This window comes from Streptacidiphilus albus JL83, from assembly GCF_000744705.1.
Classification (GTDB): domain Bacteria; phylum Actinomycetota; class Actinomycetes; order Streptomycetales; family Streptomycetaceae; genus Streptacidiphilus; species Streptacidiphilus albus.
On record NZ_JQML01000001.1, the window covers coordinates 6,111,182 to 6,133,620 of the forward strand.

The 22,439-nt window shown below is 73.3% G+C and carries 16 protein-coding genes and 1 pseudogene; 15 read left to right on the plus strand and 2 right to left on the minus strand.

Features of this window, described 5'->3' with window-relative positions:
• Nucleotides 1–12: 12 nt before the first annotated feature.
• The gene (locus BS75_RS50655) at nt 13–564 is read right to left on the minus strand and encodes an ABC transporter permease (protein WP_231607904.1); all 552 of its coding nucleotides are present in this window, start codon (nt 562–564) and stop codon (nt 13–15) included.
• Here BS75_RS50655 and BS75_RS26730 point away from each other — a divergent pair.
• Entirely contained in the window at nt 545–796 is a 252-nt protein-coding gene (locus tag BS75_RS26730; RefSeq protein ID WP_052069724.1) for a hypothetical protein, read from the plus strand. The two genes, BS75_RS50655 and BS75_RS26730, sit on opposite strands and share 20 nt — an antisense overlap.
• A 20-nt stretch (nt 797–816) precedes the next feature.
• Here the strand turns inward: BS75_RS26730 and BS75_RS26735 are convergent, their stop codons facing one another.
• Nucleotides 817–1,305: a hypothetical protein gene (locus tag BS75_RS26735; protein WP_034090069.1), complete on the minus strand. Its 489-nt coding sequence runs from the start codon at nt 1,303–1,305 to the stop codon at nt 817–819.
• Between the two features lie 170 nt (nt 1,306–1,475).
• Between BS75_RS26735 and BS75_RS26740 the strand changes: the two genes are divergently transcribed.
• The 14 genes and pseudogenes from BS75_RS26740 to BS75_RS26805 all read left to right on the plus strand — a co-directional run bounded on the left by BS75_RS26740 (nt 1,476) and on the right by BS75_RS26805 (nt 22,398).
• Complete coding sequence (locus BS75_RS26740; protein WP_267970423.1) at nt 1,476–2,489, plus strand: methionine synthase; 1,014 nt, start codon at nt 1,476–1,478, stop codon at nt 2,487–2,489.
• Between the two features lie 33 nt (nt 2,490–2,522).
• Nucleotides 2,523–4,886: an NAD-dependent DNA ligase LigA gene (gene ligA, locus BS75_RS26745; protein ID WP_042437344.1), complete on the plus strand. Its 2,364-nt coding sequence runs from the start codon at nt 2,523–2,525 to the stop codon at nt 4,884–4,886.
• 299 nt (nt 4,887–5,185) lie between these two features.
• A pseudogene (locus tag BS75_RS26750) lies at nt 5,186–6,739 on the plus strand (putative bifunctional diguanylate cyclase/phosphodiesterase); the annotation flags it as partial.
• Nucleotides 6,740–6,808: 69 nt separating this feature from the next.
• On the plus strand, nt 6,809–7,105 hold the full coding sequence (gatC, locus tag BS75_RS26755) for an Asp-tRNA(Asn)/Glu-tRNA(Gln) amidotransferase subunit GatC (RefSeq protein ID WP_034090071.1): 297 nt from the start codon (nt 6,809–6,811) through the stop codon (nt 7,103–7,105).
• Between the two features lie 6 nt (nt 7,106–7,111).
• Nucleotides 7,112–8,605: an Asp-tRNA(Asn)/Glu-tRNA(Gln) amidotransferase subunit GatA gene (gene gatA / locus BS75_RS26760; protein ID WP_034090072.1), complete on the plus strand. Its 1,494-nt coding sequence runs from the start codon at nt 7,112–7,114 to the stop codon at nt 8,603–8,605.
• 32 nt (nt 8,606–8,637) lie between these two features.
• Nucleotides 8,638–8,901 carry a hypothetical protein gene (locus BS75_RS26765; RefSeq protein ID WP_034093849.1) on the plus strand — a complete coding sequence of 88 codons (264 nt, stop codon included), beginning with the start codon at nt 8,638–8,640 and terminating at the stop codon, nt 8,899–8,901.
• A 78-nt stretch (nt 8,902–8,979) separates the two neighbouring features.
• A complete protein-coding gene (locus BS75_RS26770) occupies nt 8,980–10,257 on the plus strand; it encodes an AAA family ATPase (RefSeq protein ID WP_034090073.1) in 1,278 nt (425 codons plus the stop codon).
• Nucleotides 10,254–11,753 (plus strand): Asp-tRNA(Asn)/Glu-tRNA(Gln) amidotransferase subunit GatB, encoded by a 1,500-nt coding sequence (gatB, locus tag BS75_RS26775; RefSeq protein ID WP_034090074.1) that lies wholly within the window; start codon nt 10,254–10,256, stop codon nt 11,751–11,753. Before BS75_RS26770 ends, gatB begins: the two co-directional genes overlap by 4 nt.
• 185 nt (nt 11,754–11,938) lie before the next feature.
• Nucleotides 11,939–12,703, plus strand: coding sequence for a DUF4232 domain-containing protein (locus BS75_RS26780; protein ID WP_042437345.1), 765 nt, complete (start codon nt 11,939–11,941; stop codon nt 12,701–12,703).
• A 269-nt stretch (nt 12,704–12,972) separates the two neighbouring features.
• Nucleotides 12,973–13,179, plus strand: coding sequence for a hypothetical protein (locus tag BS75_RS26785; RefSeq protein ID WP_034090075.1), 207 nt, complete (start codon nt 12,973–12,975; stop codon nt 13,177–13,179).
• Between the two features lie 25 nt (nt 13,180–13,204).
• Nucleotides 13,205–16,216 carry a helix-turn-helix transcriptional regulator gene (locus BS75_RS26790; RefSeq protein WP_034090076.1) on the plus strand — a complete coding sequence of 1,004 codons (3,012 nt, stop codon included), beginning with the start codon at nt 13,205–13,207 and terminating at the stop codon, nt 16,214–16,216.
• Nucleotides 16,217–16,260: 44 nt separating this feature from the next.
• The gene (locus tag BS75_RS26795; protein WP_034090077.1) at nt 16,261–17,184 is read left to right on the plus strand and encodes a 2-hydroxyacid dehydrogenase; all 924 of its coding nucleotides are present in this window, start codon (nt 16,261–16,263) and stop codon (nt 17,182–17,184) included.
• Nucleotides 17,185–17,480: 296 nt separating this feature from the next.
• Nucleotides 17,481–20,324 (plus strand): putative bifunctional diguanylate cyclase/phosphodiesterase, encoded by a 2,844-nt coding sequence (locus BS75_RS26800; protein ID WP_052069726.1) that lies wholly within the window; start codon nt 17,481–17,483, stop codon nt 20,322–20,324.
• A gap of 202 nt (nt 20,325–20,526) precedes the next feature.
• Complete coding sequence (locus BS75_RS26805; RefSeq protein WP_267970425.1) at nt 20,527–22,398, plus strand: acetolactate synthase large subunit; 1,872 nt, start codon at nt 20,527–20,529, stop codon at nt 22,396–22,398.
• The last annotated feature ends 41 nt before the right edge of the window (nt 22,399–22,439 follow it).

Here is a 22,439-nt window from a genome sequence, read left to right on the forward strand (position 1 = left end):
GCGATGCCCGGTTCACAGTCGGGCGGAGCGGCCGCTGCCGCGGCGGAGACGGAGGGCGGCGAGGAGGCCGAAGGCCAGGCCGAAGCCGAGGAGGACGGCGCAGCCGGTCAGGGTGCGGGCGGCATCGCCCCGCAGTGCGGCGTGGAGGGAGCTCATCGCCCAGTAGCCGGGGGAGGCCGGGGCGATCGTCCGCACCCAGGGCGGCAGCGCGGACAGCGGCACCAGCGCGCCGCCCAGACTGCTGAGCAGCATCCCGCCGATGTCGTAGGCGGCGGAGAGCTCGCCCTGGCTGCGGGCCAGCGCCCCGAGGGCGGTGCCCAGGCCGATCAGCGCCGGTCCAGCACCTCGCCCAACTGCAGTTCCTCGGCCAGCGCGGCGGTCCGCCGCCGCTGGTCGCGCCCGGAGAGTCCGCCGAGGGCGGCGAAGAGCAGCAGGTTGTCGCGGACGGTGGCGCTGACGTAGAGGGCCGGCTCCTGCGGGGCGACGCCGAACGGCGCTGCTGGCGGCCGGCCTGCCGCCGTCCCAGGTCCCCCGGGTGGAACGGATGCTGAGCACCTTCGTCATCGGCCACCTGGCCTCCGAGGCGGGCGGCCGGTTCGGCGCCGGGACGCTGGACCCGCGCGGACGGCGCGGGCAGCTCCCCGGCGGCGACCTGCCGGGGCACCGGGCGCTGGCCGAGTGGCTGGACGGCCCGGTGGACTGGGAGGCGGAGTACCGGGCCGACCTGGACGACCTCCGGCGCATGATCGCGGGGATGGCCGAGCAGGCGGCGGGGCCGGCCGAGGGGCCGGAGTAGCGGAGCGGGCGGCGGCCGACTCAGGCCGGGCGCTCGGTGGTGACCGCGCCGGTGCTGCAGTAGAGCACCCGGCCGTGCCCGTCGGCGATCACGACCTTCAGCGGCACCCGGGTGCCGACCGGGGCCTCGGGCAGGGCCAGCTGCGTCCAGAGGCTGGTCAGCGAGCGGGCCTCCAGCGGCGGCAGGGTGGCCGGCGGGGCCAGGCGCTGCCCGGTGGCCGGGTCCAGGAACACCACCGAGGGCTGCCGGACGGCGGTCCCGTTGTAGACCGTCAGATCCTGCCGCAGGGTGGTGCGGTAGAGCGAGAGGCCCCGGTCGGGACGGGTGTCGGTGCTGTGCACGGTGAGCCGCTGGACGTCGAAACTGGTGGCGTGCGGCGCGCAGTCGCTCCAGCCCGCCGGGAACGGCGAGGACGACTGCGAGGTGTACGCCTGGGCCGGTGCGGCGGTGAGCAGCGCGGCGGCGAGGACGGCGGTGGCGGCGGCAAGGATCGGGCGGAGGGGACGCACGGGGGACTCCGGTTCTCTGGTGCTGCGGGACGGAAGGGACGAGAGGGACGAGGGGACGGGAGGGGACGGGAGGGACGCCGTCATTTCTTCCTACCGGGCGCGGCCGGATGACGGCCGGAGCGGAAGTTCCACCCGACCGGGTGAGCGCTCCCGTCCCGTACGCTGCCACCGTGACCGCTGAGAGTACGTTTCCGCAGTTGGACGGTGTCGGGGCGACCGGCATCGGCTCCATGCCCGGCACCGACGCGCGCGAGGCCGCGAAGACCGTCACCGGTTCCCTCGACGCCCTGCCGCACCTCGTCGAACTGCCGGCCCGGGGGCCCGGCGCGGACATGATCGGCCGCAGCCTGGGGCTGCTGGTCGAGCTGTTCGCCCGGGTCGAGCCCTCCGGCTGGCGCTTCGGCGACCGTCCTGGCCGGGACACCCGCCGGGCCCGCTCCTGGCTCGGCGAGGACCTGGACGCGCTGGAGGAGTTCACCCAGGGCCGGACCGGCCCGCTCAAGATCCAGGCCGTCGGGCCGTGGACGCTGGCCGCCGGCGTCGAACTGCAGCGGGGCGAGAAGGCGCTGGCCGACCCGGGCGCGGTCCGCGACATCGCCGGATCGCTGGCCGAGGGGCTCCGGCTGCACCTCGCCGAGCTGCGCCGGCGGGTGCCCGGCGCACCGCTGCTGCTCCAGCTCGACGAGCCCTCGCTGCCGGCCGTGCTGGCGGGCCGGGTGCCGACCGCCAGCGGCTGGCAGCGGCTGCGCGCGGTCGACCGGCAGGTCGCCGAGGAGACGCTGCGGAGCCTGATCGGTGCGCTCGACGTGCCGGTGGCGGTGCACTGCTGCGCCCCGGACGTCCCGCTGGCGCTGCTGCGCCGGGCCGGGGCGGCGGCGGTCGCGGTGGACGCGGCACTGCTGACGGAGCGTGACGACGATGCCATCGGCGAGGCGGTGGAGGACGGCCTGGTACTGCTCGCCGGTGTCGTGCCGTCGGTCGGACCGGCGTTGTCGGACCCGGCCGGTAGTGTCGGCGTTGTCAGGACGTTGTGGCGCAGGCTGGGGCTCGACCCGGCGCTGCTGGCCCGGCACGTCGTGGTGACTCCGAGCTGCGGTCTGGCCGGGGCCACCCCGTCCTATGCCCGGCTCGCACTGTCACACAGCGTCACGGCGGCGCAGAGCCTGACGGACAATCCGGAGTAGCCGGAAGGCCCGGTGAGACAGGGGGAGTTGGCGATGGAGGAGAGTCGAGTGGCAGCGGACGCACCCGGGGTCGACGCAGCGGCCGACGCGGCAGCCGGGGAGGCGGCCGACCGTGCCCGGCACGCGGAGCTCGCGCGAGAGCTGCAGGAGCACCGGCAGCGGTACTACGGCAAGGACGCGGCCAGCGTCAGCGACGCCGAGTTCGACGCGCTGATGCGCGAGCTCCGGGCGATCGAGCAGCGCCGCCCGGAGCTGGCCACCGCCGACTCGCCGAGCCAGCAGGTCGGCGGGGCGCTGTCGGAGGACTTCGCCAAGGTCACCCACCTGGAGCGGATGCTCAGCCTGGACAACGCCTTCACCGACGAGGACCTGGACGCCTGGGGCGAACGGGTCGAGCGCGACCTGGCCGGCCAGGAGCACCACTTCCTCTGCGAGCTCAAGATCGACGGCCTGGCGGTCAACCTGACCTACGAGCACGGGCGGCTGGTCCGCGCGGCCACCCGGGGCACCGGCCGGGTCGGCGAGGACATCACCGCCAACGCGCTGACGCTCGACGACATCCCGGAGCGGCTGCAGGACGACAACCCGCCGGCCCTGGTGGAGATCCGCGGCGAGGTCTACATGTCCACCGCGGACTTCGAGCAGTTCAACGCCGGCCTCGCGGCCGAGAACGAGCGCCGCCGCGGGCTGAACGAGCAGCTGCTGGCCGAGGGCAAGCGCCCGCTGGCGATGGAGCACCTCTACTCCAATCCCCGCAACACCGCCGCCGGATCGCTGCGGATGAAGGACCCGAAGGCCACCGCCGCGCGTCCGCTGCGCATGATCGTCCACGGGATCGGCGCCCGCGAGGGCTTCGACATCGACTGCCAGTCCCACGCCTACGAGCTGCTGCACGCCTGGGGCCTGCCCACGGCCAGGCACAACCGGGTGGTCGGCACGCTCGCCGAGGTGAAGGAGTTCATCGCCCACTTCGGCGAGAGCGGACGCCACTCGGTGGAGCACGAGATCGACGGCGTGGTGGTCAAGGTCGACGAGATCGCGCTCCAGGGCCGGCTCGGCGCGACCTCCTCGGTGCCGCGCTGGGCCATCGCCTGGAAGTACCCGCCGGAGGAGGCCATCGGCAAGCTGGACCGGATCCAGGTCGGCATCGGCCGCACCGGACGGGCCACGCCCTTCGCGGTGCTGGCCGAGCCGGTGCTGATCGCCGGATCGATGGTCCAGTACGCGACCCTGCACAACAAGGACGTGGTCAAGAGCAAGGGCGTGCTGATCGGCGACACCGTGGTGCTGCGCAAGGCCGGGGAGATCATCCCGGAGATCCTGGGCCCGGTGGAGGACCTCCGCGACGGCAGCGAGTACGAGTTCGTCATGCCGACCCACTGCCACGAGTGCGGCACCGAGCTGCGCCAGATGACCGAGGGCGACAAGGACTGGCGCTGCCCCAACGCCCGCTACTGCCCGGCGCAGATCCGCGAGCGGATCGCCTACCTCTGCGGCCGGGCCTCGCTGGACGTCGAGGGCGTCGGCTACGTCGCGGCCGTCGCGCTGACCCAGCCGCTGGAGCCGCCGACGCCGCCGGTCGCCGACGAGGGTGACATTTTCGGCCTTTCGCTCGATCAGCTGCTGCCGATCAAGGTGCTCATCCGGGACGCCAAGACCGGGCTGCCGAAGATCGACGAGGTCACCGGCGAGCAGAAGATCGTCTCCTTCTTCGCCAACCTCAACGGCGAGCCGAAGAAGACCACCAGCCTGATGCTGGACAACCTCCAACTCGCCAAGGACCGCGACCTGTGGCGGTTCGTCAACGGCCTGTCGATCCGTCATGTCGGTCCGGTCTCGGCCCAGGCCCTGGCTCGGGAGTTCCGCGACCTGGACCGGATCGCCGCCGCCACCGAGGAGGAGCTGGCGGCCACCGAGGGCGTCGGTCCGACCATCGCCGCCGCCATCGTCCAGTGGTTCGCCGAGGACTGGCACCGCGCGATCATCGAGAAGTGGCGGGCGGCCGGGGTCCGCTTCGTCGACGAGGGCACGGCGGAGGAGCAGGGTCCGCGTCCGCTGGAGGGGCTGACCGTGGTGGTCACCGGCACCCTCGCCTCGCACACCCGGGACGGCGCCAAGGAGGCCCTGCAGCAGCTCGGGGCGAAGGTGACCGGGTCGGTGTCGAAGAAGACCGACTTCGTCGTGGTCGGCGACAACCCCGGTTCCAAGTACGACAAGGCGGTCCAGCTGAAGCTCGCGGTCCTGGACGACGACGGCTTCGCGGTGCTGCTCAGCGAGGGCCCGGAGGCCGCCCGCGGCGCGGCCCTGCCGCTCGGCGGGGCGGCCGACGAGGCCGCCGACGAGACGGCCGGACCGGTGGCCGGGGCGACGGGGGATGTGGCCGGAACCGATGGCTGACGACGTCCGAATCCAGTCCCGGCCACCGGGGCTGACCGATCGTCAAGTTACCTAACGCAAAGGCAAAATGCCCAAGCCCCTGCAAACCACAGCACTATCAAGCCACTTAGGACACCACTGGGTTACGTCCCGTCCAATTTCATATCCTCTTCACAGAGCTGCATTTACGCTTGAAGCAGCCCGTCCGCAGCGGGTACGCGGGGAAGCAAGAGGACCACTTCATGGAGCGCACGTCCAGGTCCGGCCGTGCCGGCCAGTCGCGCAGGACTGGGCAGCCGGTCAGGGTCAGCACGCTCGTCGGCGTGCTCGCCGCAGGCGCAGTTCCGCTGCTCCCGCTGGCCCTGCTCGTCATCAGGAGCGCCCCGCAACTGCTGCCGCTCTTCGCCGTCCCGCTGGCCGTGCTCTACGCGGCCTGGCGGATCGCCCGCGAACGCGTCCGCGACCAGGAGACCGACTCGCTCACCGGGCTGGCCAACCGGGGCGCGCTGCTCCGCGCCGCCCGCGAGGCGATCGGCGCCGGAGTCGGCCCGGCGGTCGGCCAGGGCGGCGGCGCCGGGCACGAGGGCCAGCCCGGCCAGGGCCGCGAGCAGCGCTGGGTCGCCCTGGTGCTGTTCGACCTCGACCGGTTCCGCTCGCTCAACGACACCCTCGGCCACGCCGCCGGCGACCGGCTGCTGGTCCAGGTCGGCACCCGGCTCCGCCGCGCCGTCGACACCCCGGAGACCCCCGGCGGGCTGGTCGCCCGGATCAGCGGCGACGAGTTCGCGGTGCTGCTCACCGGCGTCGGCGACACCCAGGGGCTGCTGCAGACCGCCCGCGGCCTCGCCGCCGAGCTGGCCGCGCCCATCTACCTCGACGGCATCCAACTGGTCCTGGAGTCCAGCGCCGGACTGGCGGTCAGTCCCGACCACGCCGCCGACGCCGAGACCCTGCTCCGCCGCGCGGACGTGGCGATGGCCCACGCCCAGCGCAGCCGCAGCGGGATCGAGCTCTACAGCCCGGAGCAGGACGCCGACACCCCGGAGCGGCTGGGCCTGCTGGGCGACCTGCGCCGGGCCCTGGACAACGGCGATGTGAAGATCCACTACCAGCCCAAGGTCGCCTTCGACGGCCATGTGGTCGGCCTGGAGGCCCTGGTCCGCTGGGACCGGGTCGGCCGGGGCCCGGTCAGCCCGGAGGAGTTCGTCGGCCTGGCCGAGTCCACCGGGCTGATGCCGCAGCTCACCGACTACGTCCTGGACGCCGCCGTGGCCCAGCTGGCCTCCTGGCGGGCCGAGGGGATGACCGTGCAGGTCGCGGTGAACGTCTCGCCGCGCGACGTGCTGCGCCAGGGCTTCGCGGGCTCCGTCGCCGACCGGCTGGCCCGGCACGGCGTCCCGGCGGCCGCGCTGCAACTGGAGATCACCGAGCGGCTGCTGCTGGAGGACGGCCAGCTCGCCGCCGCCACCCTGGAGGAGCTGCGCGGGTTCGGCGTCGGGATGTCCCTGGACGACTTCGGCACCGGCTACTCCTCGCTGGTCCGGCTGCGTCGGCTGCCGGTCGGCGAGCTGAAGATCGACCGCTCCTTCGTCAGCCGGATGGTCGCCGACGACCACGACGCGGCGGTCGTGCTCTGCTCGGTCCAGCTGGCGCACTCGCTGGGGCTGACCGTCGTCGCCGAGGGCGTCGAGGACGACGAGACCTGGGAGCGGCTGCACGACATGGGCTGCGACGCGGTCCAGGGCTGGCTGGTCTCCGCGGCCCTCCCGGCCGACCAGGCGACCGCCTGGCTGCGGGTCCGGAACGCCGCCCGGCCTGCCCTGGAGGCCGCCGCCGGGGAAACGCCGGTGCAGGCTCCCGCCCCGCCTCCGTAGGATGGGCCTCGCGCCGTTGTCAATACACTGGCGTCGACACTTGAGAACTCACCCCGATGGGATCGCTGCATGCCTGGCATTACGCGCGAGGAGGTCGCCCACCTCGCCCGGCTGTCGCGGCTGGAGTTGCAGGCCGAAGAGCTGGACCACTTCGCCGAGCAGCTCAACGCGATCGTGGACGCGGTCGCCCGCGTCAGCGAGATCGCCGCCGATGACGTTCCGCCGACCTCCCACCCGCTGCCGCTGACCAACGTCATGCGGCCGGACGTGGTCCGCCCGTCGCTCACGCCCGCCGAGGCCCTCGCCGGCGCACCGGCCGTGGAGGAGCAGCGCTTCCGCGTGCCGCAGATCCTCGGGGAGGACTGACCCACCATGACCGATCTCATCCGTTCCACCGCAGCCGAGACGGCCGCCGCCATCGCCTCCGGCGAGGTCTCCGCCGTCGAGGTGGCCCAGGCGCACCTGGACCGCATCGGCGCCGTCGACGAGAAGGTGCACGCCTTCCTCCACGTCGACACCGAGGGCGCGCTCAGCGCCGCCCGCGCCGTGGACGCCAAGCGCGCCGCCGGCGAGGAACTGGGCCCGCTGGCCGGCGTCCCGCTGGCGCTCAAGGACGTCTTCACCACCAAGGGCGTGCCGACCACGGCCGGCTCGAAGATCCTCGAAGGCTGGGTCCCGCCCTACGACGCCACGGTCACCCGTCGGCTGAAGGAGGCCGGCGTCGTCATCCTCGGCAAGACCAACATGGACGAGTTCGCCATGGGGTCCTCCACCGAGAACAGCGCCTTCGGCGTGACCGGCAACCCCTGGGACCTCTCCCGGATCCCCGGCGGCTCCGGCGGCGGTTCCGCCGCCGCGCTGGCCGCCTACGAGGCCCCGCTGGCCATCGGCACCGACACCGGCGGCTCGATCCGCCAGCCCGGCGCGGTCACCGGCACCGTCGGCGTCAAGCCGACCTACGGCACGGTCTCCCGCTACGGCCTGATCGCCTTCTCCTCCTCGCTGGACCAGGGCGGTCCCTGCGCCCGCACGGTGCTGGACACCGCGCTGCTGCACGAGGCCATCGCCGGGCACGACCCGCTGGACTCGACCTCCATCGACGCCCCGGTGCCGGCCCTGGTCGAGGCCGCGCGCCGCAAGGACGTCAAGGGCATGCGGATCGGCGTCGTCAAGGAGTTCGGCGGCGAGGGCTACCAGCCCGGCGTGATGCAGCGCTTCCAGGAGTCCGTGGAGATCCTGCGCGCCCTGGGCGCGGAGATCGTCGAGGTCTCCTGCCCGGCGTTCACCTACGCCCTGCCGGCGTACTACCTGATCGCGCCGTCCGAGGCCAGCTCCAACCTGGCCCGCTTCGACGCCATGCGCTACGGGCTGCGGGTCGGCGACGACGGCACCCGCTCGGCGGAGGACGTCACCGCGCTGACCCGCGAGGCCGGCTTCGGCCCCGAGGTGAAGCGCCGGATCATCCTCGGCACCTACGCCCTGTCGTCCGGCTACTACGACGCCTACTACGGCTCGGCGCAGAAGGTCCGCACCCTGATCACCCAGGACTTCACCCGGGCCTTCGCCGACGTCGACGTGCTGGTCTCGCCGACCACCCCGACCACCGCCTTCCCGATCGGCGAGCGGGCCGACGACCCGATGGCGATGTACCTGGCGGACCTGTGCACCATTCCGTCGAACCTGGCCGGAAACTCGGCCATGTCCGTGCCCTGCGGACTCGCCCCGGAGGACAATCTCCCGGTCGGCCTGCAGATCATCGCCCCCGCTCTGGCCGACGACCGGCTCTACCGGGTCGGTGGAGCGGTGGAGGCGGCACTCAACGACAAGTGGGGACATCCCCTGCTGGAGGAGGCACCGGCACTGTGAGCAAGTCCATCGAGAAGATCGAGCAGATCGACCTGTCCGAGGAGACGAGCGGCAAGGCGAGCAGGGCCAGTCAGCTGAAGGGCTTCAAGCACAGCAAGCCCGGCCTGCTGTTCAGCATCGGCACCAGCGCCTTCGGCGCGTTCGGCGTGGTCAAGGACATCCGCAAGGCCCGCACCGAGGGCGACGCCCTCAAGCTGGTCAACGCGTCCGTGGCCGCGCTGGCGATCCTGACCAGCACCGCCCTGCTCGTCCGTGAGCTGCGCCGACTGGGCAGCGACGACGTGCTGGCCGGCTGACGGCGGCAGGCTCCCGACAGGCCGTTGGCTGAAGCAGCTGACGGCCTGTCGAATTCTTCGCACTCGGGAGGGAACGGGATGATCGCGCAGATCCGCATCGACGGCTTCAAGTCCTTCGTGGACTTCACCCTCGACGTGCACCCCAGGACGCTCCTCCTCGGCGGCAGCGGGTCCGGGAAGTCCAACCTGCTGGACGCGCTGCGGCTGACCGCCGGCACGATGACCCGCGGTTTCGACGCGACCCTCGCCGCCGACCCGCGGTTCGCCGCCAGGGACCTGTTCCACCGCGGCGAGGGGCACCGCTGCTCCCGGTTCCGGATCGAGGTCGTGGCGCTGGTGGCGTCCGTCTACGGACCGCTGCCGCTGCATGTCCGGCTGAGCGCCGGGTACGAGCCGGGGGAGCCCGGACGGCCCGGCCGCGCGCGGCTCGACCTCCGGGACAGCGGCATCCGGGTGGAGCGCTCGGAGGCGGACGGCTGGCCCGGGGCGGACGTCCCCGAACCCCTCCGGAAGGCGGTCGCGGCCTCGCGCCGGGCCGTCTTCGGCCGGACCGAGGGCAGCCTGCGCCTGCTGACCTTCGCCGCCGACGGCCGACCCGTACCCGTCCAGGGCCGCCTGGGTGCGGGGGAGAAGGTCGACCTGACCGGGCTCGCGCACCGCGAGTGCGAGTCCTGGCGCACGCTGCTGCCCGAGGTCTCGGCGATGCGCGGCCCGGCCCCGGCCGAGGCCGCGGGGCCGCTCGGCGCGGACGGCGGCAACCTGGCGCTGGTCCTCGACCGGATCCGGCACCAGGCCCCCGAGTCCTTCACCCGGCTCCTCGCCGACCTCGCCGCGGTCGTCCCCGGCGTACGCGGGCTGCGGACGGAGTTCCTGGAGCCGCGTCAGCAGTTCGACTTCGCCGTCGACCTGGTCGGCAGCGGTTGGACCGACCCCGGCTCGCTCTCCGAGGGCACGCTGCGGGCGCTCGCGCTGCTGGCCGCCGAGGCGGACCCGCAGGGCCACGGGCTGCTGCCGGTCGAGACGGTCGAGCAGGGCGTCCCGGCCGGCCGGGCAGCCGAGCTGGTGCGCAGGCTGAGCCGGGAGGCGGACTGGCCGCGACCCGGTGCCGCCGGGCGCTACCGGCAACTGCTTGCCAGTACCCATTCCCCGGCGCTGCCGGCCGCGCTCGGCGACGACCGTCCCGGCAGCCTGGTCGTCCTGGAACAGGCGGACCGGATCGACCCGGGGCAGGGCACTCGGTCGCAGGTCACCGCGGCCCGCTGCTTCCCGACCGAGCACCTCCCCACCGAACTTCCCTCCTACCAGCAGTGGCTGTCGGACACCGCGGCCGCGCTCGAACTGAAAGGTTTCCTGTGAGCACCATTGACCTGGTGTCCTACGACGACGCCCTCTCCGTCTACGACCCGGTGATGGGCCTAGAGGTCCATGTCGAGCTGGGCACCGCCACCAAGATGTTCTGCGGCTGCTCGACCGAGCTGGGCGAGGAGCCCAACTCCCAGGTCTGCCCGACCTGTCTGGGCCTGCCCGGCTCGCTGCCCGTGGTGAACGCGGTCGGCGTGGAGTCCGCCATCAAGATCGGGCTCGCGCTGAACTGCGAGATCGCCGAGTGGTGCCGCTTCGCCCGGAAGAACTACTTCTACCCGGACATGCCGAAGAACTTCCAGACCTCCCAGTACGACGAGCCGATCGCCTACAACGGCTACCTCGACGTCACGCTGGAGGACGGCGAGGTCTTCCGGGTGGAGATCGAGCGAGCCCACATGGAGGAGGACACCGGCAAGTCCTCGCACATCGGCGGCGCGACCGGGCGGATCCAGGGCGCCTCGCACTCGCTGCTGGACTACAACCGGGCCGGCATCCCGCTGATCGAGATCGTCACCAAGCCGATCGAGGGGGCCGGCGCCCGCGCCCCCGAGGTCGCCAAGGCGTACGTCGCCGAGCTGCGCGAGGTCATCAAGGCGCTCGGGGTGTCCGAGGCGCGGATGGACAAGGGCCAGATGCGCTGCGACGTCAACCTCTCGCTGCGCCCGATCGGCCGGGTCGAGTTCGGCACCCGCTCGGAGACCAAGAACGTCAACTCGCTGCGCAGCGTCGAGCGCGCCGCCCGGTTCGAGATCCAGCGGCACGCCGCGGTGCTGAACGGCGGCGGCACCATCCTCCAGGAGACCCGCCACTTCCACGAGGAGGACGGCAGCACCAGCGCCGGGCGGATCAAGGACAACGCCGAGGACTACCGCTACTTCCCGGAGCCGGACCTGGTGCCGGTCGCCCCCTCGCGCGAGTGGGTCGAGGAGCTCCGGGCCGGGCTGCCGGAGATGCCCCGGGTGCGGCGCGAGCGGCTGCAGGGCGAGTGGGGCATCTCCGACCTGGAGATGCAGTCGGTGCTGAACGCCGGTGCGATCGAGCCGATCCTGGAGACCATCGCCGCCGGCGCCCCCGCCGACCAGGCCCGCAAGTGGTGGATGGGCGAGCTGGCGCGCCGCGCCAACGAGTCCGGCACCGAGCTGGCCGCCCAGCCGATCACCCCGGCCCAGGTGGCCCGGGTGTGCGCGCTGGTCGCCGCCGGATCGCTCAACGACAAGCTGGCCCGCCAGGTCATCGAGGCCGTGCTGGACGGCGAGGGCGAGCCGGACGAGGTCGTCGCCAAGCGCGGTCTGGCCGTCGTCAGCGACGACTCGGCGCTGGGCGCGGCCGTGGACGAGGCCATCGCCGGCAACCCGGACGTGGCCGCGAAGATCCGCGACGGCAAGCTCGCCGCGGTCGGCGCGCTGGTCGGCGCGGTGATGAAGGCGACCCGCGGCCAGGCCGACGCGGCCCGGGTCAAGGAGCTGATCCTGGAGCGCCTGAGCTGATCCCGAAGTGATCGCCGCACAGCTGGTCGCAGCCCCGTTTGCCCTGGTGGCAAGCGGGGCTGTGTTGCGATCCGGTGCGCCTCCTGTAACACCGGTTGTGACGCACCAAGCGAAACCCTGTGAGTCCCCGGCCGCGTGTAGGTGATTGATAAGCACACACCGACACGTACTCCTCGGGGGACACCATGAACCAGACCCGCCGCCGCATCCTGCCCCTCGTCCTCATCGCCGCCGCCGGCACCATGGCGCTGAGCGCCTGCAGTGGCAGCGCCAACGGCACGGTCTCGGCCGGCGGCGGTGCCTCGGCCTCGGCGTCCGGATCGACCTCAGGATCGACGTCCGGCTCGACCTCCTCCTCCACCTCCACCGGGCAGCCCACCCAGTCCGCGGGCTCCTCGAACGGCGGCTCCACCGCCGGCAGCAGCAACGGCGGGTCCGGTTCCGGCACCAGTGCCACCAGCGACTCCTACGCCTACAAGCACCCCTGCACCGGCGGCCAGCTGACGGTCAAGGCGTCCTACGACTCCGCGCTGGGCGTCACCAAGCGGCTGATCGAGGTCACCAACACCGGCAGCGCCTCCTGCGGCCTGACCTACTACCCCTCGGTCGCCATCGACAACAGCGCGACCATCAACACCACCAGCGGCACCCCCGAGACGGTGCAGCCCGCCGTCCCCGGCGGCCTCGGCGGCCCGCCGTACTTCCCGATCTACGCCGGCGCCCACGCCTACGCCGTGGTCGACCTCGACCCCAGCCACGCCACCTCCGGCGCGAGCAAGCAGTACAACACCCTCTCGGTGATCGCCACGACCGAGCTGCCCGACGCCGACACCGTCAACACCACCATCACCGAGGAGGGCAGCGGCGGCGGCAACCCCTACGTCAAGAGCCCCTTCCTCGGCCTCTACCGCAGCACCGTCACCGACGCCGTCAGCTCGGCCAAGGGCTGAGCCGCGGGACGCCGGACAGCGGGACACCGGACATCAGGACCACCGGACGTCAGGACCACCGGACATCAGTACACCAGGCATCGGCGCAGCCGCGCATCGGGCACCGTGCCGCACCGTCTAGGCATCCCCAGGACCGGGCCTAAGGCCCCCGGGCGGCGCGGAACCCGACAGCTGCCCGATGTCCGGGACCCCCCTGGGCGAGCAGAGTCCTCCTCGGCAGCGCAGTCGGCACCAGGCCGACTGACGGACCGTCACCGAGGGAGCCCGGTATGTCCAGCGAGATCTACTACGCGTCAGTCAGCTACCGAGCCGGCGAGCTGCGCCAGGCCGCCGAGCGGCAGCGCCGGATCCGGGAGGCCGTCGGCGCCGCCCGCGCCCTGGCCGCGGAGGAGCGGCCCGATGGCGAGCGTTCCGGCAGCCGGAGCAGGGGACGCCGGAGCCGCCGTCGGCAGTCCGCCGCCGCGTGCGGCTGCTGAGTCAGCGGCTGCCGGGGAATGTGCGATGCTCGACCTTGTGCAGCGGATATCGGTGAGCCCCGTCTTCGTCGCCCGCTCCGGCCAACTCGCCGAGCTGGCGGCGGCCCTGGACCGGGCCGAGGCGGGACAGCCGCAGGCGGTGCTGGTGGCCGGGGACGCCGGTGTCGGCAAGACCCGGCTGCTGGAGGAGTTCGCCGCCACCGCGACCGCCTGTGGCGCGACCGTCGCCGTCGGCGGCTGCGTGGAGATCGGCGCGGACGGGCTGCCCTACGCCCCTCTGGTCACCGCGCTGCGCACGCTCCACCGCGAACTGCCCGCCGAGGTCGAGCAGGCCGCCGTCGGCCAGGTCGGCCACCTCGGCCGACTGCTGCCGGAGCTCGGCTCGTTCGAGCCGGGTACGAGGGGCGCGGCCGAGGCCCCCGCCGCCGACGAGTACAGCCGGGCCCGGCTGTTCGAGCAGACCTCCCAGTTCATCGAGCGGCTGGCGGAGGGCCGCACCCTGGTCCTCGCCCTGGAGGACCTGCACTGGTCCGACCGCTCCACCCGCGAACTCCTGCTCTACCTGCTGCGCTCGCTGCGCACCGCCCGGCTGCTGCTGGTCGCCAGCTACCGGACCGACGACCTGCACCGCCGCCACCCGTTGCGGCCCTTCCTGGCCGAGCTCGACCGGCTGCGCACCGTCCAGCGGCTCGAACTCCCGCACCTCGCCAAGGCCGAGGTCGCCCAGCAGCTGGCCGGCATCCTGGCCGCCCCGCCGGAGCCATACCTGGTCGACCGGGTCTTCCGGCGTTCCGAGGGCATCCCCTTCTTCGTCGAGGAGCTGGCCGCCAGCTACCAGCAGGGCTGCTCGGCCGGACTCACCGAGTCGCTGCGCGACCTGCTGCTGGTCCGGGTCGCGGCCCTGCCCGAGGACGTCCAGGCAGTCCTCCGCACCCTCGCCCAGGGTGGCTCCGCGGTCGAGTACGGACTGCTCGCCGAGGTGCTGGGACTGCCCGAGGACGAGCTGATCGGGCTGCTGCGCACCGCCGTGGACGTCAACATCCTCCGGCCGACCGCCGACGGCGACGGCTACCGCTTCCGGCACGCCCTGGTCCGCGAGGCGGTCGCGGACGACCTGCTGCCCGGCGAGGGCAGCCGGATCAAGCGCCGCTACGCCACCGCGCTGGCCGCCCGGCCCGGACTGGTCCCCGCCGACGAGCTGACCGCCCGCCTCGCCAACTACTGGTACAGCGCCGGCGATCCGGCCCGGGCGCTGCCGACCGCGCTGCAGGCCGGGCGCGAGGCCCGCTGCCGGAACGCCTTCGCCGAGCAGCTGCAGATGCTGGACCGGGTGCTGGAACTCTGGGACCGGGTGCCCGAGGAGGTCCTGTCGGCGCTGCCCCGGACCCGGATCGCCGAGGCCTACCCGCAGGCCGCCGACGGCCGTCCGTCCTGCACCGACATCCTGGCCGAGGCGGCCGACGCGGCCCGGCTGACCGGGGACCGCGAGCGCTGCTTCAGCCTCTGCAAGCAGGCGCTGCGGCAGGTCGACGAGGTCGCCCAGCCGGCCCTCGCCGCCTGGTTCCTGACCCTCAGCTCGCGCTTCGGCAAGGCCGCCAACGGCGGGAAGGAGGAGCTGGAGCACGCCCGCCGACTGGTCGACGAGCTGCCGCCCAGCGCCGTCCAGGCCGAGGTGCTCAGCCGGCTCGCCGCCTGCGACATGGTCGACTGGCCGGACGAGTCCGACATCGTGATCGCCGAACGCGCCGTGGCCATCGCCCTCCAGGTCGGCGCGGAGACGGTGGAGCTGCATGCCCGCTGCACCCTCGGCACCCTGCTGAACACCCTCGGCCGGGAGCAGCAGGGCATGGCCGAGCTCGACCGGGTGCTGCGCCGCTCGCTCGAACTGCAGGACCCGGACCTGATGTCCCGGGTCCACGTGCTGGTGTCCGACGCCCAGGAGCAGCTGGGCCTCTCCGTCGAGGCGGTCCGCACCGCCCGGAACGGCTGGGCGCTGGCCAGGTCCAGCGGGATGGCCGGCTCGGCCGGGGCGATCCTGCGCGGCAACCTGGTCGAGTCGCTGCTCTCGACGGGCGGCCTGGACGAGGCCGAGGAACTGCTGGGCTCCGCCCGGGACACCCTCTGGGCGGCCCGGGAGCAGAGCTTCCTGTCCCGGCTCGGCGGCAACGCCGCGCTGCTGCGCGACGACCTGCCCGCCGCCGTGCGGCACCTCGCCGAGGCCCGCGAGGCCACCCCGCCCACCGCCCAGTTCCTGCTGCCGCTGGGCGAGCTGGAGCTGCGGCTGGCGGCGGCGCAGGGACGTTTCACCGAGGCCAGGGCGGTGCTGCTGCGCCTGCTCGACGGGCCGGGCTTCCCGCCCGGCAAGACCCGCTACCTGTGGCCGATCCTCTTCCACGGCGCCGCCGCCGAGGCCGACTCGCGCGGACTGCCGGGCTCCGACAGTGGTCGGGCCGAGGTGCTCGACCTGCTGCGGCGGACCGCGTTCCAGCTCAACGACCGGTGGCCGCTGGCCGAGGGCTGGTCGCTGCTGTTCGAGGCGGAGCTGGGCCGGGCCGAGGGCCGGGTCGACGCCGAGCCCTACCTGGAGGCCGCGGCCGTGCTGGAGGCCACCGGGCTGCCCTACCCGCTCGGCACCGCGCTGCTGCGCGCCGCCGAGGCCGAGGCGGCGCGCGGCGACCGGAGCGCCGCCGCCGAGCTGCTGCGCCGCGCGGAGGCGGCGGCGGAGCGCCACGGCGACCTCCGGCTGCGGCGCGAGGCCGGGCTGCTGGCGGACCGCGCCCGGCTGCACACCGCCGCCGCGGCGGCGGAGCCGGCCGAGCCCGAGGCCCCGGCGCTCGGACTCACCCCGCGCGAACAGGACGTGCTGCGGCTGGTCGCCCTGGGCCGGACCAACCGTCAGATCGCCGAGGAGCTCTACATCTCGCCGAAGACGGCGAGCGTCCATGTCTCCAACATCCTGGCCAAGCTGGAGGTCGGCGGCCGGGGCGAGGCCGCCGCCATGGCCCACCGGCTGCGGCTGTTCCCGGTCGCCGGCTGAACCGGTCGCCCGGGGCCGCCGGGCCGCCCCGTAGGCTCGGCCGCATGACGCGCTACCTGCTGCCCTACCCGCCCGCCGAGATCGGCGGCCTGCCCGAGAGTCTGGACGCCGCCGTCTGGGACGGGACCGCCCAGCCGCCGTCCCAGCAGGTGCTCGACGGCGTGGAGTTCTTCTGCCTGCCGTACCTGCGCACCGCCGCGGCGGTGCCGCTGCTGGCGCGGATGCCCGCGCTGCGGGTCGCGCAGACGCTCACCGCCGGCGTCGACGACGTGCTGCCGCACCTGCCCGCCGGAGCGGTGCTGTGCAATGCCCGGGGCCTGCACGATGCCAGCACCGCCGAGCTGGCGATGACGCTGATCCTGGCCTCGCTGCGGGGGATCCCGCAGTCCGTGCGGCGGCAGGACGCGGGGGAGTGGCGCCAGGAGTTCCACCCGGCGCTGGCCGACCGCACCGTGCTGATCGTCGGCCACGGCTCGATCGGAGCGGCGCTGGAGGAGCGGCTCCGCCCGTTCGAGTGCGAGGTGGTCCGGGTGGCGCGCAGCGCGCGTTCCGCGCCCCACGGACCGGTGCACGCCCTCGAAGAGCTTCCCGAGCTTCTGCCCGCCGCCGATGTGGTGGTGCTGCTGGTGCCGCTCACCGAGCGGACCCGCGGTCTGGCCGACGCCGGGTTCCTGGCCCGGATGAAGGACGGCGCCCTGCTGGTCAATGTCGCCAGGGGCGGGGTGGTCGACACCGGCGCCCTGCTGGCGGAGCTGGCCTCCGGACGGCTCCGGGCCGCGCTCGACGTCACCGATCCCGAGCCGCTGCCGGCCGACCACCCGCTCTGGCACGCCCCGGGCGTGCTGATCACTCCCCATGTCGGCGGCCCCAGTTCGGCGTTCCTGCCCCGGGCGCTGCGGCTGCTGCGCTCGCAGCTGCTGCTGGACCTGGCCGGTGAGCCGCCGGCCCACGCCGTCGCCAAGGGCTGAGCACCGCCGCCGATCCCCCGCCGACCCCCGGCTCACCCCCAACTCGCTCTCGGCGCGCACCGGTACGCCCCCGCCGCGACCGTTTCACCCCTGCTTCACCCGGCGGAGCGAATCCGCTCCAATGGCCATGCGCCGCTCCATTACTCTGAGTTGAGTGTCCATGTCGCAGAGTGACGAGAGTGGTGTAAGGTCCAGACCGGGAGAACCGGTACGGAGTTTTCCGCCCCGATGCTCCGACCGCAGCCGGGGCCGGAGGGGGTATGACCGGTGTTGCTGAGTAGTGAACTGTGCGCTGAATGGGCCGAACAGCAGCCCCCGCACCCCGAAGCCGGCCCCCGCCCGACGGTGGCGCCGCGCACGACCCCGACCGCGGTTCCGGAGCCGAACCGCCGCGTCGCGCCAGCTGGCTGCCCCGGCTGCTGGTCGTCCTGGTCTGCACCGGCTACCTGGCCGGAGCGGCCAGGGACTGGGGCTCGCGCGGACTCGCCGACTTCATGGGCGACTTCGGCCTGGCCGGCGCCGCGCTGACGGCCGCGCTCTCCTGCTTCGCCTACGCCTGCGGCACCGGCGGCCGGAACAACCGCTCGGCCTGGCTCTGCTTCGGCTTCTCCTCGTTGATGGTCGCCCTCGGCAACGGCGTCTGGGGCTGGTACCAGGTGGTCCGCCACACCGCCATGCCGGAACCCTCGATCGCCGACTACGTGTTCCTGCTGTTCGCACCGCCCGCCATCGTCGGCCTGCTGCTGCTCGCCAACCGGCCGCGCAACCTGGCCGGCTGGCTCTGCCTGGCGCTGGACGGCTGGCTGATCGCCGGCTCGCTGCTGACCCTCAGCTGGAGCCTGGCGCTCGCCCGCACCGCCCACGGCCACGAGGGCAGCCTCGCCCTGGCCTATCCGGTGCTGGACATCCTGCTGATCAGCATGGTGCTCGGGCTCAGGTTCCGCAGCCGCGAGGGCAACCGCTCGGCCGTCCACACCGTGATCGCGGCACTCGCCCTCACCGTCGTCTGCGACGCCCTGTTCACCAGCGCCGCCGTCAAGGACTCCTACCACTCCGGCGAACTCCTCGACGCCGGCTGGTTCACCGGCAGCATGCTGCTGGCCTGGGCGCCCTGGGTCGGCGGCCGGTCCGCCCGGGGTGCGCGACCGCCGGCCGTGCGCCCCCGGGTGGCCTCCACCTTCAGCGCGCTCACCCCCTACGCCGCCGCCGGGATCTGCACCGCCGGCCTCTTCTACAACGCCCTCGGCCGGCACCAGCTCGACCGGGTGGTGCTGATCGTGGCCTGCACCGTGGTCTTCGCGCTGATCCTGCGGCAGGGCATCATGCTGCTGGACAACGTCGCCCTGGCGCAGCGGCTGGCCCGGCAGGAGCAGCACTTCCGCTCGCTGGTCCAGGGTTCCAGCGACGTCATCATGATCGCCGACCCGGCCGGGGTGCTGCGCTACGTCAGCCCGGCCGCCACCGGCGTCTACGGGCGGGCGGCCGAGGAGATCGTCGGGACCAGGCTGCCCGAGATGGTGCACCCGGACGACCTCGGCCATGTGCTGTGGGAGGTCCGCCGCTACCTCGCGCAGAGCCCGAACGAGGAGCCGACGGCCCGGATCGAGTGCCGGGTCCGCTCCGGCGCCGGGGCCTGGCTGGACGTCGAGTCGACCGTCAACCGCTACCGCGACGGGCTGATCTTCAACTGCCGGGACGTCTCCGAACGCGTGCGGCTGCAGGCCCAGTTGGAGCACAACGCGTTCCACGACACGCTCACCGACCTGCCCAACCGGGCGCTGTTCCTGGAACGCGGCCGGGCCGCGCTGCACGGACGCGACGCCAGCGGGCAGGTCGCCGTGCTCTTCCTCGACCTCGACGGCTTCAAGGCGGTCAACGACAGCGCCGGCCACCAGGCCGGGGACGACCTGCTGGTCCAGGCCGCCCGCCGGCTGCAGGAGTCCGTGCGCTCCGGCGACACCGTCGCCCGGCTCGGCGGCGACGAGTTCGCGGTGCTGCTGGTCGGCGGCGTGGACGAGGCCGAGGCCGCCGAGATCGCCGAACGGCTGCGGGTCGCGCTCTCCGCGCCCTACTGGATCGGTGGCGAGGAGCTCACCGTCGCCGCCAGCATCGGCATCGCCCTGGCCGAGACCGGGATCACCCCGGCCAAGCTGCTCCGCAACGCGGATCTGGCGATGTACCAGGCAAAGAAGCACGGCAAGGACCGGATCACCCTCTACGGCCCGGAGCTGCGCAGCGATCACCACCGCCGCAGCGAGCTGGACCAGCAACTGCGCACCGCCGTCCGCGACGGCCGGTTCGCCCTGGTGCACCAGCCCGTGGTGGACCTGCGGACCGGCGAGATCGCCGCGCTCGCGGTCCAGGTCCGCTGGCGGGCGGCCCAGGGCGAGGTGCTCACCCCGGCCGAGTTCCTGCGGGTCGCCGACGGCGGCGACCGGGCCGCCCGGCTCGCCCGCTGGCTGGTGGAGCAGGCCCTGCTGCAGGCCGCCGAACGACGCGACCGGCTGCCCCCGCCGGCCGGCCGGCTGCCGGTGTCGGTGCCGCTCTCGGCCGCCCGGGTGACCGCGCCCGGCCTCTACGAGGCGGTGGAGAGCCTGCTGCGGCGCACCGGGCTGCCGGGTTCGGCGCTGGTGCTGGAGATCGCCGGCGGCGAGGCGGCGGGCGGCCGTCCGCAGCACTTCGACGAACTGGTGCGCCGGCTGGCGGACTTCCGCAAGCTCGGGGTGGGCCTGGTGCTGGACGGCCTCGGCGGCGCGTCCGCACCGCTCAGCGGCCTGCGGCGGCTGCCGGTGAACATGATCAAGATCGAGCGCGGTCTGGTCGACGGCATCACCGACTCGCCCTTCCTGCGGACCCTGGCGACCTCGGTGCTGCGACTGGGCCAGGAGCTCGGGCTGACCACCCTGGCCGAGGGCGTGGACCAGGCCGCGCAGGCCGGGCTGCTCCGCGAACTGGGCTGCCGGCAGGCGCGTGGCCTGCTCTTCTCCGGCCCGGTGGAGCAGCAGGAACTCGACGAACTGCTGCTCGGGCCGGGCTTCGCACTGCCCGACCGCACCTGGTCCGACCTGCGCACCAGACCCTTCGTCGGTGTACGTCTCGACCTGGGTCCGCATGATGAGACGCCGATGGCGCCGGCTTGACACCCGCCAGGGTGCCGGAGGATTGTCGAGCCCATGAGCACCCGCATTCTCGTACTTGGCGAGCGCGTCGGCTGATCCGGAGAACAGAGTCTTCACCGACCAGATCCCGGAATCACCAAGCTGACGCGCTACCCCTCGCATGCCCTAGGCACGAGGGGTTTTTTGTTGCTCCCGGCACCATCCGAAACGCCTCCACAACGCCGTGCGTACCCCTCCGAGAAGGAACCAGCAGATGACTGAGCAGGCAGCCGCCCCGCATCGCGGAGAGACCCCCGTCGCCGAGCCCATGACCGGGGCCCAGTCGCTCATCCGCTCGCTCGAGGCGGTCGGCGCCGACACCGTGTTCGGGATCCCCGGTGGCGCCATCCTCCCCGCGTACGACCCGCTGATGGACTCCACCAAGGTCCGCCACATCCTGGTCCGCCACGAGCAGGGGGCCGGCCACGCCGCCACCGGCTACGCCCAGGCCACCGGCCGGGTCGGCGTCTGCATGGCCACCTCGGGGCCCGGCGCGACCAACCTGGTCACCCCGATCGCCGACGCCTACATGGACTCGGTGCCGATCGTCGCCATCACCGGGCAGGTCGCCAGTGCCGCCATCGGCACCGACGCCTTCCAGGAGGCGGACATCTGCGGCATCACCATGCCGATCACCAAGCACAACTACCTGGTCACCGACGCCGCCGAGATCCCCCGGGTGATCGCCGAGGCGTTCCACATCGCCGCCACCGGCCGCCCGGGACCGGTCCTGGTCGACATCGCCAAGGACGCGCTGCAGGCGCGGACGGTGTTCCGCTGGCCGGTCGAGCTGCAGCTGCCCGGCTACCGCCCCGTCACCAAGCCGCACGCCAAGCAGATCCGCGAGGCGGCCCGGCTGCTGACCGGCTCCAAGCGCCCGGTGCTCTACGTCGGCGGCGGCGTGATCAAGGCGGGCGCCACCGCCGAGCTGCGGATCCTGGCCGAGCTGACCGGCGCCCCGGTGGTCACCACCCTGATGGCGCTCGGCGCCTTCCCCGACACCCACGACCAGCACCTGGGCATGCCCGGGATGCACGGCTCGGTCGCCGCCGTCACCGCGCTGCAGAAGGCCGACCTGCTGTTCGCCCTCGGTACCCGCTTCGACGACCGGGTCACCGGCCGGCTGGACACCTTCGCCCCGCACGCCAAGATCGTCCACGCGGACATCGACCCGGCCGAGATCGGCAAGAACCGCACCGCGGACGTGCCGATCGTCGGCGACGCCCGGGAGATCCTGGCCGACCTGATCCAGGCCGTCCAGGCCGATCTCGAAAAGGACACAGCCGCGGCGGGTGTCACCGCCGCCTACCCCGAGTGGTGGCAGCAGCTCAACCAGTGGCGGAAGACCTACCCGGTCGGCTACGACGCGGCCCCGGGCGGGATGCTCAGCCCGCAGCAGGTCATCGAGCGGATCGGGCAGCTGGTCGGCCCGGACGCGATCTACGCGGCGGGCGTCGGCCAGCACCAGATGTGGGCCTCGCAGTTCCTCACCTTCGAGAAGCCGGCCACCTGGCTGAACTCCGGCGGCGCGGGCACCATGGGCTACGCGGTCCCGGCCGCGATGGGCGCCAAGGCGGGGATGCCGGGCACCGAGGTCTGGGCGATCGACGGCGACGGCTGCTTCCAGATGACCAACCAGGAGCTGGTCACCTGCGCGCTGAACAACATCCCGATCAAGGTCGCGGTCATCAACAACGGCTCGCTGGGCATGGTCCGCCAGTGGCAGACCCTCTTCTACGACCAGCGCTACTCCAACACCGTGCTGCACAGCGGCCCGGGCCACGACGGCAAGGCCCAGCCGGCCCAGGGCACCCGGATCCCGGACTTCGTGAAGCTCGCCGACGCGATGGGCTGCGTCGGACTGCGCTGCGAGCGCCCGGAGGACCTGGACGCGGTGATCCAGGAGGCGATGGCCATCACCGACGCCCCGGTCGTGATCGACTTCATCGTGCACCAGGACGCCATGGTCTGGCCCATGGTCGCGGCCGGTACCAGCAACGACGAGATCCTGGCCGCCCGTGACCTGCGCCCGGACTTCGGCGACGAGAACGACTGACACCCCCCGCCAGCATCCAGGACCGGAACCAAGGGATAGGA